General features: G+C 71.2%; 14 protein-coding genes. 8 read left to right on the forward strand and 6 right to left on the reverse strand.

All coding sequences use genetic code 11. The features are described from left to right. Positions 1-161: 161 nt before the first annotated feature. Both ABZU32_RS28955 and ABZU32_RS28960 read right to left on the reverse strand, forming a co-directional pair. A complete protein-coding gene (locus ABZU32_RS28955) occupies positions 162-365 on the reverse strand; it encodes a zinc ribbon domain-containing protein (protein ID WP_354850608.1) in 204 nt (67 codons plus the stop codon). Positions 366-663: 298 nt separating this feature from the next. Next, on the reverse strand, positions 664-1,173 hold the full coding sequence (locus tag ABZU32_RS28960; protein WP_354850605.1) for an HNH endonuclease: 510 nt from the start codon (positions 1,171-1,173) through the stop codon (positions 664-666). A 369-nt stretch (positions 1,174-1,542) separates the two neighbouring features. On the opposite strand from ABZU32_RS28960, the gene ABZU32_RS28965 reads away from it, so the two are divergent. Next, positions 1,543-3,615 carry a prolyl oligopeptidase family serine peptidase gene (locus ABZU32_RS28965; RefSeq protein ID WP_354926921.1) on the forward strand — a complete coding sequence of 691 codons (2,073 nt, stop codon included), beginning with the start codon at positions 1,543-1,545 and terminating at the stop codon, positions 3,613-3,615. 158 nt (positions 3,616-3,773) lie between these two features. Here ABZU32_RS28965 and purU read toward each other — a convergent pair whose 3' ends face one another. Further along, positions 3,774-4,619: a formyltetrahydrofolate deformylase gene (gene purU / locus ABZU32_RS28970; protein ID WP_354850747.1), complete on the reverse strand. Its 846-nt coding sequence runs from the start codon at positions 4,617-4,619 to the stop codon at positions 3,774-3,776. A gap of 258 nt (positions 4,620-4,877) precedes the next feature. On the opposite strand from purU, the gene ABZU32_RS28975 reads away from it, so the two are divergent. The 3 genes from ABZU32_RS28975 (at position 4,878) to ABZU32_RS28985 (ending at position 6,075) form a co-directional block, all read left to right on the forward strand. Beyond that, positions 4,878-5,042, forward strand: a complete 165-nt coding sequence (locus tag ABZU32_RS28975; RefSeq protein ID WP_354850600.1) for a hypothetical protein — start codon at positions 4,878-4,880, stop codon at positions 5,040-5,042. Between the two features lie 107 nt (positions 5,043-5,149). After that, complete coding sequence (locus ABZU32_RS28980; RefSeq protein WP_354926923.1) at positions 5,150-5,602, forward strand: hypothetical protein; 453 nt, start codon at positions 5,150-5,152, stop codon at positions 5,600-5,602. An 11-nt stretch (positions 5,603-5,613) separates the two neighbouring features. Further along, the gene (locus tag ABZU32_RS28985) at positions 5,614-6,075 is read left to right on the forward strand and encodes an NUDIX domain-containing protein (RefSeq protein ID WP_354926925.1); all 462 of its coding nucleotides are present in this window, start codon (positions 5,614-5,616) and stop codon (positions 6,073-6,075) included. Positions 6,076-6,090: 15 nt separating this feature from the next. On the opposite strand, the gene ABZU32_RS28990 is transcribed toward ABZU32_RS28985, so the two are convergent. From ABZU32_RS28990 to ABZU32_RS29000, 3 genes are all read right to left on the reverse strand, one after another. Next, entirely contained in the window at positions 6,091-8,067 is a 1,977-nt protein-coding gene (locus tag ABZU32_RS28990) for a tetratricopeptide repeat protein (RefSeq protein WP_354926927.1), read from the reverse strand. Between the two features lie 241 nt (positions 8,068-8,308). Next, the gene (locus tag ABZU32_RS28995; RefSeq protein WP_354850590.1) at positions 8,309-8,806 is read right to left on the reverse strand and encodes a GNAT family N-acetyltransferase; all 498 of its coding nucleotides are present in this window, start codon (positions 8,804-8,806) and stop codon (positions 8,309-8,311) included. After that, positions 8,803-10,185: an XRE family transcriptional regulator gene (locus tag ABZU32_RS29000; protein WP_354926929.1), complete on the reverse strand. Its 1,383-nt coding sequence runs from the start codon at positions 10,183-10,185 to the stop codon at positions 8,803-8,805. The genes ABZU32_RS28995 and ABZU32_RS29000 overlap by 4 nt, the downstream gene beginning before the upstream one ends. A 511-nt stretch (positions 10,186-10,696) precedes the next feature. Here ABZU32_RS29000 and ABZU32_RS29005 point away from each other — a divergent pair. The 4 genes from ABZU32_RS29005 (at position 10,697) to ABZU32_RS29020 (ending at position 14,439) form a co-directional block, all read left to right on the forward strand. Beyond that, positions 10,697-10,966, forward strand: coding sequence for a hypothetical protein (locus tag ABZU32_RS29005; RefSeq protein WP_354850584.1), 270 nt, complete (start codon positions 10,697-10,699; stop codon positions 10,964-10,966). A 507-nt stretch (positions 10,967-11,473) separates the two neighbouring features. Beyond that, a complete protein-coding gene (locus tag ABZU32_RS29010; protein ID WP_354850744.1) occupies positions 11,474-12,463 on the forward strand; it encodes a mechanosensitive ion channel family protein in 990 nt (329 codons plus the stop codon). A 14-nt stretch (positions 12,464-12,477) separates the two neighbouring features. Next, on the forward strand, positions 12,478-12,867 hold the full coding sequence (locus ABZU32_RS29015) for a globin (protein WP_354926931.1): 390 nt from the start codon (positions 12,478-12,480) through the stop codon (positions 12,865-12,867). Between the two features lie 30 nt (positions 12,868-12,897). After that, positions 12,898-14,439 carry a glycoside hydrolase family 13 protein gene (locus tag ABZU32_RS29020; RefSeq protein WP_354926933.1) on the forward strand — a complete coding sequence of 514 codons (1,542 nt, stop codon included), beginning with the start codon at positions 12,898-12,900 and terminating at the stop codon, positions 14,437-14,439. Positions 14,440-14,636 lie beyond the last annotated feature (197 nt).

The raw sequence follows: 14,636 nt of genomic DNA on the forward strand, positions 1-14,636 counted from the left end.
GCCCCCGCGGCCCCGGGGCCCGGTGCTCGTCCGCACACCCCCCCGGGGCCGACCCGGACACCCGCCCGGGGGTCCCCCCCGGGGCCCACCCCGCGACCGCCATCGTGATCAGTCAAGCGCGCTCGGCCGCGCGCCCTGGCGACCGGCGGGCGGGGTGGGGGTCAGCCGCAGCAGCCGCCCCCGCAGCAACCGCCGCCGCTGGGGCGGGGGGCCGCGGCGCCGCCGGTGACGGCGACCGTGGACAGCAGCTTCACCGTGTCGTCGTGGCCCTGCGGGCAGACGGCGGCGTCCGCCGAGGCGGACATGGGGCGGGACAGCTCGAAGGTCGATCCGCAGGCGCGGCAGCGATAGTCGTAACGCGGCATGGCTCAAGGGTACGACGGCCACCCGCCCGGCGGGCAGAGACCTCCTTTCGCACCGGTCAGGCAGGAGACACCCCTCGTGAAGCGGGGAACACTCCCCCGGTCAGGCGGAAGATGCCTCCCGCCCGTCCGGCGGCGAGATGCCTCCTGTCGCCGGTCAGGCTGACATGACCCCTCTTACCGCCACGACGACCAGGGCACCTCCGCCGGCCGGGCGGGGTTCCCGCTGGTCAGGCGGGCATGACCCTGTTCCCGCCGGGAGGAACGGGGCACCTCCCGGCGGCCGGGCGGGTTCCGCTGGTCAGGCGGCGGTCTCGGTGAGGTAGGGGGCCCACTGGGGGTCGCCGTCGAGTTGGGCGCCGATGAGCCGCCAGTGGACGCCGTGCGGCACCACCGGGGCCACGCGCAACGTCCAGCCGATCTCCTCCAGGAGCCGGTCGGCCTTGCGGTGGTTGCACGACATGCAGGAGGCGACGCAGTTCTCCCAGGTGTGCAGCCCGCCGCGGGAGCGGGGCAGCACGTGGTCGATGGTCTCCGCCCGCAGGCCGCAGTAGGCGCACCGGTAGTCGTCCCTGCGCATGAGCGCGGCCCGGGTCAGCGGGATGCGGGACCGATAAGGAATGCGGACATATCGCCGAAGCCGGATGACCGATGGGACGTCGACCGTGCGCGAGGCCGACCGGAGCACGGCGCCCCGGCCGTCGCGGTGGACGACGTCCGCCTTCTCCCTGATCACGAGCACGACGGCCCGATGCAGGTTGAGGGTGGTGAGCGGTTCGAACGTGGCGTTCAGCAGCAGGACCTGGCGCATCAGCGGGCCTTCCCCGCCGTCAGCGCCTCCATCGGTTGGGATGTGCCACGGCACACCCCGGCTTGCGGCCCGTCGTCTTGGGCTCCGGATGCTTCCGTCACGTGCACCTCCGCCGGACGGCCCAGCGGATGGGTTCCACGGCACCGCCCTTAAGCAAGTGTGGCCTCTCGGTCGACTCTCCCGCCACCCCAATTAACGGTCGTGTCTTCCAGACCCCGCCTCCCGGTTTATGTCCGGTTCACCCCGCTAAGCAAACCTATTGGGGAAAGATCACTCCAGATCAGGCCAACATCCGCTCTGTCCGCCACCAGCGCAACGGAGCGGAAATGTTGGCCCACGTCGGGTAACGGGGTGCCATAGGCTCGCTCCATGACGCGAACGCCGTACCCGAAGGCACGCCGTGACGACGTGGTCGACGATTACCACGGCACGCCCGTGCCCGACCCATATCGTTGGCTGGAAGACTCCGAGCAGCCTGAGGTCAAAGAGTGGCTCGACGCACAAGGCGACCTGTTCGGCGAGGCGATGGCCGCGTCACCCGGGCGGGTCGCCTTCCGCGACCGCCTGACCGACCTGGTGCGCTCGGGCACCGTGGGCGCGCCGGTGTGGCGGGGTGAGCGCGGCTTCTTCATGCGCCGCACCCCCGAGCAGGAGCACGCCGTGCTCTACACGGCCGACCCCGGCGGGCACGAGCGCGTTCTGCTCGACCCCATGGCGCTGGACCCCTCCGGGTTGACCACCGTCGACTCCTGGCAGCCGGACAAGGAGGGCCGGCGGCTGGCGTACCAGATCTCCGTGGGCGGGGACGAGGAGTCGCGGCTGCACGTCGTCGACGTGGTCTCCGGCGAGCGCGTCGACGGGCCGATCGACCGGTGCCGCTACTCCCCCATCGCCTGGCTGCCCGGCGGCGAGGCGTTCTACTACGTGCGCAGGCTCGCGCCCGGCGACGTGCCCGAGGGCGAGGAGCAGTTCCACCGGCGCGTCTACCTGCATCGCCTTGGCACGCCGACCGAGCAGGACGTCATGGTCCTCGGCGAAGGGCTGGAGAAGACCAACTACTACGGCGTGGCGGTCTCCAAGGACGGCCGCTGGCTGACCATCTCGGCCTCCCGGGGCACCGCTCCCCGCAACGACCTGTGGACGGCCGACCTGTCGGCGTCCTCGATCGAGGCGCCGGAGCTGACCGTCGTGCAGCAGGACGTGGACGCGCAGACCAGCCTGCTGTACGGCCGCGACGGGCGCCTGTACGTCTTCACCGACCGCGACGCCCCCCGCTCGCGCGTCTGCGTGACCGAGCCGGGCGAGGCCGGGTACGAGAACTGGCGCGATCTCATCCCCGAGGATCCCGAGGCGGTGATGTCCGACTTCGCGATCTTGGATGACCTGGACCATCCGGTGATGCTCGTCGGCTGGACGCGGCACGCCATCAGCGAGATCACGGTGCACGACCTGGCCACCGGCGCCAAGGTCGGTCAGGTGCCGACGCCCGGCCTCGGCACGATCGGCGGCCTGCACGAGCGGCCCGAGGGCGGCCACGAGGCGTGGTTCGCCTACACCGACCACACCACCCCGACGTGCGTCCTGCGCTACGACGCCCGCACGCGCGAGACGACCCTGTGGGCGGCCTCGCCCGGCGCCGTGGAGATCCCGCAGGTCGACACCGAGGAGGTCGTCTACCGCTCGGCCGACGGCACCGAGGTCCACATGATCGTGGTCTCCAAGCCCGGCGACGGTCCCCGGCCGACCATCCTGTACGGCTACGGCGGGTTCGGCCTGCCGATGACCCCGGGCTTCTCCATCTCGACCCTGGCGTGGGTGGAGGCCGGCGGCGTCTACGCGGTCGCCCAGTTGCGCGGCGGCGGGGAGCAGGGCGAGCAGTGGCACCGCGACGGCATGCTCGGCCACAAGCAGAACGTCTTCGACGACCTGCACGCGGCCGCCGAGCACCTGATCGCCACGGGGGTCACCACCGCCGATCAGCTCGCGATCTCCGGCGGGTCCAACGGCGGCCTGCTGGTCGGCGCCGCGCTGACCCAGCGGCCCGAGCTGTACGCGGCGGTGGCGTGCGCGGCGCCGCTGCTGGACATGGTGCGGTACGAGAAGTTCGGCCTCGGGGCCACGTGGAACGTCGAGTACGGCACGGCCGACGACCCCGAGCAGTTCGGCTGGCTGTGGGGCTACTCCCCCTACCACCACGTCCGCGAGGGGGTGCGCTACCCGGCGACGCTGTTCATGGTCTTCGGCTCCGACACCCGCGTCCATCCGCTGCACGCCTGGAAGATGTGCGCCGCGCTCCAGCACGCCCAGGGAGCCGACGAGCGGCCCGTCCTGCTGCGCAACGAGAACGAGGTCGGGCACGGGGCGCGCGCGGTCAGCCGGTCGGTGGAGCTCATGGCCGATCAGCTCGCCTTCCTCGCCGAGCACACCGGCCTGACCGGCTGAGGTTCTCTCGCGGGACCGCTGAGGCGGGCCGCCGGACGCTCCGGCAGGCCCGCCCGTCCCCCCGTCACAGCCTTGCCCCCTTCACCTTCACCGCCTTGGCCGCCTTGGCGCCGGACCTTCGCCCGCCGGCGGCTCGCCCGGTGCGGGACGGCGCCCGGTCAGCGGGGGAAGACGATGGTCTTGTGCCCGTCGAGCAGAACGCGCTGCTGGGCGTGCCAGCGCACGGCCCGGGCCAGCGCCAGGCACTCCACGTCGCGCCCCATGGCGGCCAGGTCCTCCGGCGAGTGGGTGTGGTTGACCCGCGCGACCTCCTGCTCGATGATCGGGCCCTCGTCCAGGTCGGCCGTCACGTAGTGCGCTGTGGCGCCGATGAGCTTCACGCCCCGCGCGTGGGCCTGGTGGTAGGGCTTGGCGCCCTTGAACGACGGCAGGAACGAGTGGTGGATGTTGATCACCTTCCCCGAGAGCTTGGCGCACAGGTCTTCGGAGAGCACCTGCATGTAGCGGGCCAGCACGACCAGTTCGGCACGGTAGTGCTCGACGAGGGTGAGGACCTCGGCCTCCTGGCGGGGCTTGGTCTCGGCGGTCACCGGCAGGTGGTGGTAGTCGATGCCGTACGACTGGGTGAGCGGGCGCAGGTCGGGATGGTTGGACACGACCGCGACGATCTCGATGTCGAGCAGCCCTGAGCGCACCCGGTAGAGCAGGTCGTTCAGGCAGTGGCCGAGCTTGCTCACCATGACCAGCACGCGCGGCTTGACGGCCAGGTCGTGCAGGCGGAAGTCCATGGCCAGGTCGGGCGCGAGCTCGGCGAAGGCCGCGCGCAGGTCGTCCTCGGGCAGCGAGGAGGTGAACTGGACGCGCATGAAGAAGCGCGCGGCGCCCTGGTCGCCGAACTGCTGGCTCTCGGTGATGTTGCATCCGCGCGCCGCCAGCAGCCCGGAGACGGCCGCGACCACCCCCGGCCGGTCGGGGCAGGACAGGGTCAGGACATACTCGGAGATCACCGGGCACCCACCTCTTCGCTCACGTTGAGGCAGATTACCGCTCCGGGGCGTCGTTGCCCCGGCGACTTCCTGAAGCTTTCCCCGCGACTTGCCCGACGGGCGCGGCGGACGCCGCCGGCCCGCGCGCAGCGGGCCGGACCGATCCCCCGGGTATTAGGGACGTCAAACTCTCTTACGGTCACCCAGCTATAAGGTGGCGTAATCCGACGCGGGCGGTTGCCCGCCGTTGACCTGGGGCTTCATACCCTTTATGACGTGAAATGGGTCGACAGCAGGGGATTTGAGGTCGAGGCGCTGGTGGTGGGCAACCAGCCCTGCCTCCGCGTGAGCAGGGGGCGCCAGTACGTGGCCTACTACCCCGACGTCGCGGAACTGTCCCGGCACCTGGACCTGACCGACCTTGTCGTCACCGCCGAATGATCGCGGCCTGACCCCCCACCGGGCGCCGCCCCGGCGGCGGTGCTGCCGCCGGCCCTCACCGGCGAAGGCGTACAGTGGCGCCCGAAGGAGCGGGAAGGAGCCGGCGGGTGCTGAAGTGGGATGAGTTGTCAGCTGGGGAGAAGCGCGCGGCCGTCGCCCTGGCGGCCATGCTGCCCGGTTACATCAACGCCGTGTTCGTCGCCGAGCATCTGGCCGAGGCCATCGCCTGGCAGCGCGGTGAACTGACCGACGAGCAGCTCATGAAACGCACCGGCTGGACGTTCAACGCCACGCCCGAGCAGTACGCCGACATGGCGATGCGGTCGGCCGAGCGCGCCGGGGTGGACCCGGTGGAGTGGCTCGACGCGATGAAGGGCGCCTACGAGGAGCAGCGCGCCATCGCCGCCGAACTGCAGCGGCAGAGCGCCAGGAAGAGCGCCGACCGGCCCGACGAGTTCTGGGACATCATCAAGGCCAACACCTGGCCGGACGACCTCAACGGCCCCGACGACCTCGCCGGGCCGGACGATCTGCAGGGACCCAAGGACGGCCGGTCCTAGGCGCCGGCCCGATGCAGATCAGCGATCGCCCCGCCGCCCGCGTCCTCTGCCTGGACGGATCCGGCCGCGTGCTGCTGCTGCGCTGGCGTGACCCGGTCGCCGGCGTGATGTTCTGGGAGCCGCCCGGCGGCGGCATCGACCCCGGCGAGACCCCGCTGGAGGCCGCCCGCCGCGAGCTGACCGAGGAGACGGGTCTGCCCGGTGACGCCGTGGCCGACACGTGGGTCCCCGTGGAGCGCGACTACCACTGGCTGGGCGTCCGCTATGTGAAGGTGGAGCGGTTCTACCTGGCGCGCTTCGCCGCCACCACGCCGGAGGTCGTCCCCGCCATGCTGACGGGCGAGGAACGCGACCTCCTCCTCGGGCACGCCTGGTTCGCCCCGGCGGATCTGGCCGCCCCGCCCGACCTGGTCGAGCCCCCGTCCCTGGCCGAGGTGATCACCCTGCTGACCGGCGCGGCCGGCCGGGAGTGACCGCGCCGGCCGGGGTCAGGCCTCGCTGAGGGCCTTCAGGACGTCGGGGTCGTGCGGGTCGAGGTCGCGGGCGCGCCGCAGGTCGTCCACCGCATCCTCCCGCCTGCCGAGCTCCCTGAGCGCGACGGCACGGTTGTAGTAGAGCGCGGCGTCCTCCCCCAGCTCTATGGCCGTGGTCAGGTCGGCCACGGCGCCTTCGTCGTCCCCCGTCTCGTGCCGCAGCACCGCCCGGTTCGCCCAGGCGGAGGCGAGCCCGGGGGCGCCCGAGAGGGCCCGGTCGAAGGCCGCCATGGCCTCATCGTGCCGTCCCACCGCCGCCTCCAACTGCCCGAGGACGCACGACAGGTGCGGGTTGCCCGGGTCCAGGGCCAGCCCTGCCGTCACGTCGGCGCGCGCCTGCTCCTCCAGGCCGAGCTGGACGAGCAGCCCGGCCCGGTTGATGCGGGCGTCCAGGTAGCCGGGGTCGAGCTCCAGAACATGGTCCAGGTCGGCCCGCGCCCCGTCGAGGTCTCCCGTGGCGACGCGGAGCTGGGCGCGGTTGTAGTACCCCTCGGGCAGCGGCGGACTGAGCGCGATCGCCTCCTCGTAGTCGGCCAGCGCCGCCTCCGGGCGGCCCATCCGGTAGAGCAGGTTGCCGCGGTCGAGGTGGTGGTCGGGGTAGGCGGGGTCGATCGCGACCGCGGCGTCCATCTCGGCCAGCGCCTCCACCGGCCGTCCCAGCATGCCGAGGAGCTGCGCCCGGTTGGCGCGCAGGACCATGCGGTGGATCGGGTGCCGTCCCGGCGGCAGGTCGCTCTCGGCCAGCTCGATGGCCTCCTCCACCAGGGCCAGCGACCTGTCGGTGTGGCCGCCGCGCATCTCGATCAGCGCCTTGCCGTTGAGGTCGAAGCCCAGCTTGAACGCCCGCACGGCCCGGTCGGGCAGCAGGCCGGAGATGGCGATGGCCTGGTTGATCCAGCCCCGCGCCCGGCCGAGGTCGCGCCGGGCCGGGTCGGGATGGCGCGCGTCGAGCATGGCCGTGCCGTACGCCACCGCCGAGTGCACCTCCGCGTCCACGCTCTGGCGGCGAGCCTCCTCGTACAGCTCGCGCGCCCGGTCCCTGCGCCCGAGGCCCGCCTGGGCGGTCGCCGTACCCTGCAGCAGTTCCCACCATCGCCGCGTCTCGGGCCCGGCGAGCCGCAGGCCGCGCTCGCCGAGGTCGGCGGCCGCCTCCAGGAACCCCTCGCGCATGCAGTGCTCGTGCGCCGCCCACAGTGCTTTGACGCCGGCGCCGCGCGGGTCGCCGCCGTGTTCGCGGTGGTAGGGGATGGCGCCCAGGGTCCAGGATGGCCGGCCGGTGGCGGCGAGCTCGTCGGCCCGCCGGTCGTGCATGCGGGCGCGCTCGGCCTCGGGCAGCGCCCGGTACGCCGCGAGCGCCCGCGGGTCGTCGAGCACGCCGTCCGAGGCGACGTAACCGGCCGCGGAGCCCTCCGGGCCCGCCGATGCGGATATTTCCGCGTTTATGTCATGACCATAGAAAAATTCCGGCGGAGGTTTACTGGAAAGCACGACAATTGTCAATCGACCGGGGTCCGAACGGCGCATAAGCGTGGCGATGAGTTCGCGGTCGGTGCCGTCCGCATCGTCCACGTTGTCAACGGCGATGACGGGCGGCGCCACCCCGCCGTCCCGTACGAATTCGGCGATTCCGTTCGCAATGCGCAGGCTGCGGCGGGGCGCCGGGACCAGGATGCGCTCCTCGGCGGACAGGCGCGCGTCGAGGGGCTCCCGGCGGGCGACCACCCGATCACGAAGATCGGGCGCCGCCGCCCGGATCTCGGCCCCGTGCCGCGCCACCGCGTCGGAGCAGTGCTCCAACGCGGGCGGCAGCAGCCGGGCGAGCAGGGATCCGCCGAAGGTATAGGGGCCGCACAGGCGGCGATGGGCGTCGAACACCGGAACCCGGCGGGCGTCCATGCCCAGGCCGGCCTGTGCGCCGAGGGCATGGAGCACGCCGCGGCGGTCCCTGGAGCGTCCTCCGTGGATCCAGAGGTGGTGACCGGTGCGGCCGGTCACCCCTTGTGGATCGCGCTGGCGGATCCGGTCAGGTGGACCATACCCGGCTTGCGAACGACGATCTTCTTCATTGGGTGTCCTCCTCGGCTCCCAGGTGCAAAGAACCCATTATCAGGAGGAAAATCGCCAATTTGCAAGCATTGAACATGATTTGTACTAGATAAGTGAATACATGTCGCTAATGAGTTAGTTGGGTGGACGGGCGGGCGGCGAGCGTCTTCTCGCCGTAAACAACCACGAGGCCTCCCCTGTCCTCTCTGCGCACTTCACGCCACCCGTACTTGCGGTACAGCTCGAGCGCCGCGCCCTGCAGCAGGGTCGTGTCGCCGCGGAGCGTGCGGTAGCCCAGCCGGACGGCGGCCTCCTCCAGCGCCTCCAGCATCAGCGTGCCGAACCCGCGCCGCTGGTGGTCGGGATGGACGCGCAGCCGGCACATCTCGGCGGACCGCTCGTCGACGCGTCGCAGCCCGCCCATGGCCACGACCCCGGCGCCTTCGACCTCCCCCACCAGGAACTCGCCGCGGTCGGCCAGGTAGACCTGGTTGATCCGCGGCATGTCGTCCTCGTAGTACACCCCGTCCCCCTCGGTGATGCCCACCTGTGCCAGACAGGTGCGATGGAGCTCCCAGACGGCTTCCCGATCGGACCAGCGATACCGCCTGAGCGAAAGCGTCATACATCGACCTCCGAGGTCGCGGAAGTGGAAGGCGGCGGCGAGGCGAGGATGTCCTTGAAGGTCTGCAGCCCGGCGATGTCACCGCATCTGGCGTGGATGTTGCGCGCGAGCTCGGTGGCACGGCGCAGGATGATGTCGGTGCGAAAGCTCTCGCCGACCTGCCGCACGGCCTCCATGCCCATGCGCAGCGCCTCGTCGCCGTCCCCCTCGAGCAGCCGGCAGTGCGCCTGGTCGAACCGGATCAACGTCTGGTCGAGCAGATCCCCCTCGTACTTCTCCAGCGCCTGCTCCAGGATCAGGTCGGCCTCGATGGTCTGCCCAAGACGCGTCAGCGCGTCGCCCTGGTGGAAGTAGAGCTGGCGCTCGGTGTAGCCGAACACCGTGTCCTCCTGCTGGGCCGGCGTCATCTGGGCGAAGGCCGCCCGGGCCCGCGACAGCGCCCGCTTGGCCTGGTCGACGACGTCCTTCTTGCCCCCGGAGTTCGCCAGCATCGACAGCGCCCGGGCCTCCACGACCGGGGCCATGGCCTTGGCCGCGCACGGCGTCTGCCCGGCCAGGTCGCGGCTCTTCTTGGCCAGGTTGAGCGCCTCGCGGGGGTCCCCCAGGAACAGGGGGACCAGCGCCTCGCGAGCGGTGACCCAGGCGCGCAGCGCGCGGTCGCCGGTCTCGTCGGCGGCCATGCGCGAGGTGCGGAAGAACGACCGGGCCATCCGCTGGTCGCCGAGATCGATCATGATGATGCCGGCCAGGCCGGACAGCCGGGCGGCGAGGGCGCACAGGCGCTCCTGAAGGTCGATGGGCTGGTGGCGCTCCATCGCCTGGCGCACGGTGCTGAACTCCAGCAGCACGTCGCACAGTTGCCGCATCGGCGGCGTGTTCATGTACTGCCGGCCGAAGGAGGTCGCCGCCTCCTCCCAGTGGTCGAGCATGGCCGGCGACACGGTGGTCGACACGAGGGTCTCGTCCATCCGGCGGCGAATGCCGTCGGCGGCGCCGAGCACCGGAGCGCTCAACGTTCCGGCGGCACCCGCGCCGCTCGCGATGATCTGCAGCAGCGTCCTGCGTAACACGTTCTCGTCCTCCTCACCCCCGTCCGACGAGGGATCGCTGAGCGGCTTGATCCACAGCTCGCGCGATTCGGGGGGACTGTCGGATTCGGCCTCCTGCTGACCGCCACGTACGACGCCCGGCATCCGGTGGCCGTGGCCACAGATGCACGGGCCCTCGTATCCGAGGGCGACCGGCTCCACCCGGTAGACCGAGCACAGGTAATGGAGGTACTCCGGACCGGGGCGCTTCAGCCCGCTCTCGTAGGCGCTCAGAAGCGTCTCTCCGATGCCGGGCAGGGCTTTCCCGTCACGTTCGAACAAGGCGCGCACCTGTTCGATGACGTCGGCCAGAGCGATGCCATGGGCGAGACGGTGAGATTTGATTCGACTTGTCCCGAAATGCGGAGCACACTCATCGAAAATCTCCTCGGCGATTCGGGCCGTAGTGCGCCCCACCGCCAGGCCGCGCGCCCGGGTTCGCCGCGCTAACTCCGTTTCCTTGTGCTGTCTGCCGGACATCCCGGCCCCTCTCTCGTGGCCAGTCGCCATCCTGGTCACCGACCCCGACCGGTCCCATCTGCGCGGACGCGGCCTCTTGCCGGTCAACCGCGTCTAACGAGAATGATGGACCAGTAATGACAGGACCTGAAAGGACGCTCGAACCTGCTGGCATAGAATCGTCCCCCGCCGGGGACGTTCTTTCAACCCACTTGAAATATCCCCTTACCCACGACGCCACCGAGCTTCGTTGACCCATCGGGCACGGGTGAGTCAGATTTGGCCAACCAGCCTCGATTCACCGGCTGTGATCGCCGCGAATCGGTCTAGAGGAAGGCTCGAAGTGGACGACAGCTTCCAACACCTGGAACGCCTGGCCGACGAGCTCGACGCTCGGGGGCTGCTCGCCCGGGTGGTGCACACACAGTCGGGGCGGGCGTTCGTCCGCGTGATCAACCCCAACGCCACCAGCCTCGCCGAGAACGTCACCTGCCGGCCGCAGGCGACCCCCGCCTACTACTGGTGGTCGTGGGGAGAGCGCATGCACCAGGTCGACGATCCGGCAGGAGCGGCCACCAAGGTCGCCCGCGTACTGGCCGCGGTGAGCGAGTAGGACACGTGACGGACGCGGTGCAGCGCAGTCACCGCCGTCCGCCGTGGACACCGCGGCTCTTCGGGGTCGGCGGGGTGCCCGGTGCGGAGCGTCCGGCGTCCGTGGAGACACGGCCGCACGGACGCTGGGCATCCCGTCGGCTCCACCTCCCTGGCACGTGCCAGAACCATCGCCCGGCGGCGCCACGCGGCGCGCGCCGGCATCCCAGAGCAGCCATCGGGTCCGAGCCTCCATCCTGGCCCGATGGTGATCGGGGATCTCCCCGATCGGAAACGGAGCGGGGCGCGCTTCCGGGTGCGTGCCCCGTCCCGGGCCGCTCGTCACCGGGGTGCCCGGGCCCGCCCTCCGCGGCCCCGGGTCCGGGCACTCCCGTCTTCCCCGGCGTCACGTGACGGCGGCCGGGCCGGTCGGCGGAGTCAGTCGGTTCAAGTACCGTTCCGTCTAGGTCGAGGACCGATAATTGTCTCCGCCGACCGACCCGATCCGAGAGGTGCCCACCGCGTGTCCATGCTCGCCGTCGACCCCACCGCCCCACCGGCGTCCGACCTGTCTGTTCTGGCCGATATGGGCAAGCAGGTGGCGGGCACCTGTGTCAGCGCCGGCGGGGACGACGTGACGTGCACGTTCCTGCTCAACTGGCTGTCGCCCGGGTGGGCCTCCCCCCTCGCGTGGCTGATCAGCGTCGTCCTCATCGCGGTGTCCGCGCTGGTCGCGCGGGCGATCCTGCACCGGCTGATCGACCGGGTCATCCGGCGCGCGGCCGACGGCGTGCTGCCCGAGCGCCTGCGCCTGAGGGGCGGCACGAGCGTGGACGGCGCCGCGGCCCTGCTCACCGAGCGCCGCCGCCAGCGGGCCGAGACCCTCGGCTCCGTGCTGCGCAGCCTCATCTCCGTGATCGTCTTCGGCACCGCCGCGATGATGATCCTCGGACGGTTCGGCCTCAACCTCACCCCCATCCTCACCAGCGTGGGCATCCTCGGCGTCGCCGTCGGCTTCGGCGCGCAGGAGCTGGTCAAGGACTTCATCGCCGGCATGTTCATGCTGATGGAAGACCAGTACGGCGTCGGCGACATGATCGACACCGGCACGGCCGTCGGCACCGTCGAGGCCGTGACCCTGCGCATCACCCGCCTGCGGGACGCCGACGGGCGCGTCTGGTACGTCCGCAACGGCACGATCAACCGCATCGGCAACGAGTCCCAGGGCTGGTCGCGCGCCCTCGTCGACGTCCCGGTGGCCTACGACGCCGACATCGCCGCCATCCGCGACCTGCTCAAGAACGTCGCCGAGGAGGTCTGGGCCGACCCCGCCTTCCGTGACTCGGCGATCGTCGAGGAACCCGAGGTGTACGGCCTCGAGCAGATCTCCGACAAGGCGATGATCTTCAGGATCACCGTCAAGACGGTTCCCGCCCACCAGGCCGAGGTGGCGCGCGAGCTGCGCATGCGCGTCAAGTGGGCGCTCGACCGCGCGGGCATCACCCTCGCCGGGGTCTGAGTAGGCTGGAAGGCGTGTCCGCTACCCCTGCCGAGTCCATGTCCTTCTACGACGCCGTGGGCGGCTCAGAGGCCTTCGAGCGCCTCGTGCACCGCTTCTACCAGGGCGTGAAGGACGATCCGCTGCTGCGCCCCCTCTACCCCGAGGAAGACCTCACCGGGGCCGAGGAGCGGCTTCGCATGTTCCTCGTCCAATATTGGGGCGGCCCCACCACCTACGGCGAGCAGCGCGGGCACCCGCGGCTGCGCATGCGGCACGCCCCGTTCGTGATCGGCGAGCCCGAGCGCGACGCGTGGCTGCGGCACATGCGCGACGCCGTGGACTCCCTCGAACTGCCCGACGACCTCTCCGCCAAGCTCTGGACCTACCTGCAGTACGCGGCCCACAGCCTCGTGAACGCATAAGTGGCCGCCTCGGGGGGCAGCCAAGGACGTGTGAAGAACTCCCCTTGGTGGCGTGATGCCGTCGTTTACGAGATCTACGTTCGCAGCTTCGCCGACGCCTCGGGAGACGGCGTCGGCGACCTCCAGGGGATCCGTTCCCGCCTGCCCTACCTCGCGGAACTCGGCGTGGACGCGATCTGGCTGACTCCCTTCCAGCCTTCTCCCATGGCCGACGGCGGGTACGACGTGGCCGACTACCGGGGCGTCGACCCGCTGTTCGGCACGCTGGCCGACTTCGACGCCCTGGTCGCCGACGCCCACGCCCACGGCCTGCGGCTCATCGTCGACGTGGTGCCGAACCACAGCTCCTCCGCCCACCCGTGGTTCCAGGCCGCGCTGGCCTCCCCGCCCGGCAGCCCCGAGCGCGACCGCTACATCTTCCGTGACGGCGACGCGCCGCCCAACAACTGGACATCGGTGTTCAGCGGGCCGGCGTGGACCCGCCTGCCCGACGGGCAGTGGTACCTCCACCTGTTCGCTCCCGAGCAGCCCGACTTCAACTGGCGCAACCCCGCCGTCCACGAGGAGTTCCTGGACATCCTGCGGTTCTGGCTCGACCGGGGCGTGGACGGGTTCCGCATCGACGTGGCGATGGGCCTGTACAAGGACGCCGACCTGGCCGACGTGCCGCCCTCGGAGGAGGGGTTCCAGTCGCGTTCGCCCATCTGGAGCCAGCCCGAGGTGCACGAGGTGTACCGCGAGTGGCGCAAGGTGCTCGACTCCTACCCCGGCGACCGCGCCGCCGTCGGCGAGGTGTGGACCGACACCGCCGAGGACCTCGCGCTCTATGTCCGGCCCGACGAGCTGCACCAGAGCTTCAACTTCGCCTGGCTCGAGGCCCCCTGGTCGGCCACCGCCTTCCGGAAGATCATCGACGACACGCTGGCCGCCGTCACCGCGCCCACCTGGGTGCTGTCCAACCACGACGTGGTGCGCCACATCACCCGTTACGGCGAGGGCTCGCTGGACCCCTCGGCCGGCCTCGCCCGCGGGCGTGCCGCTCTGCTCGCCATGCTCGCCCTGCCCGGGTCGGCGTATCTGTACCAAGGGGAGGAACTGGGCCTCCCGGAGGTGAAGGACCTTCCTCCGGAGTCGCGCCAGGACCCGATCTTCGCCCGCTCCAAGGGCGAGCTGCTCGGCCGGGACGGCTGCCGGGTGCCGATCCCGTGGTCCGGCGACGCGCAGCCGTACGGGTTCTCACCCGGCGGCGCCGGCCCGTGGCTGCCCCAGCCGGCCTCATGGGCGGCTCTCACCGCCGAGCGCCAGGCCGGCGACCCCGCCTCCACGCTGGCGTTCTACCGCCGCGTCCTTGAGCTGCGCCGGTCGCTGCGGGGCACGCTGCCCGACGCCATCGCCTGGCTGGAGGCTCCCGGCGACGCGCTCATGTTCACGCGGGGCGAGCTGATCTGCGCCATCAACTGCGGCGAGGAGGCCGTCCCCCTGCCGCCGCACCGGGAGGTCCTGGTGTCCAGCGGCAACGGCGAGGGGACCTCCCTGCCCCCCAACACCGCCGTGTGGCTCCGCTCCGCCTGAACCGAGGGGAGGCCGGGGGCGGCATCAGACCCTCTCGGAGGTAAGCACGTCCACCTGGGTGGTAAAGAATCCAACCCAGGCAGGACGACCGGCCGGTGTGTGCCACCGGGGAGGAGATATCTCCACCACAGTACGACGAAACCGCACCACACCCCGGCCGAGTGCTACAGATCTCCACCCACCGCCCGCCCCCGGTT

This window comes from Sphaerisporangium sp. NPDC005288 (genome assembly GCF_040607475.1).
Classification (GTDB): Bacteria; Actinomycetota; Actinomycetes; order Streptosporangiales; family Streptosporangiaceae; genus Sphaerisporangium; species Sphaerisporangium rhizosphaerae.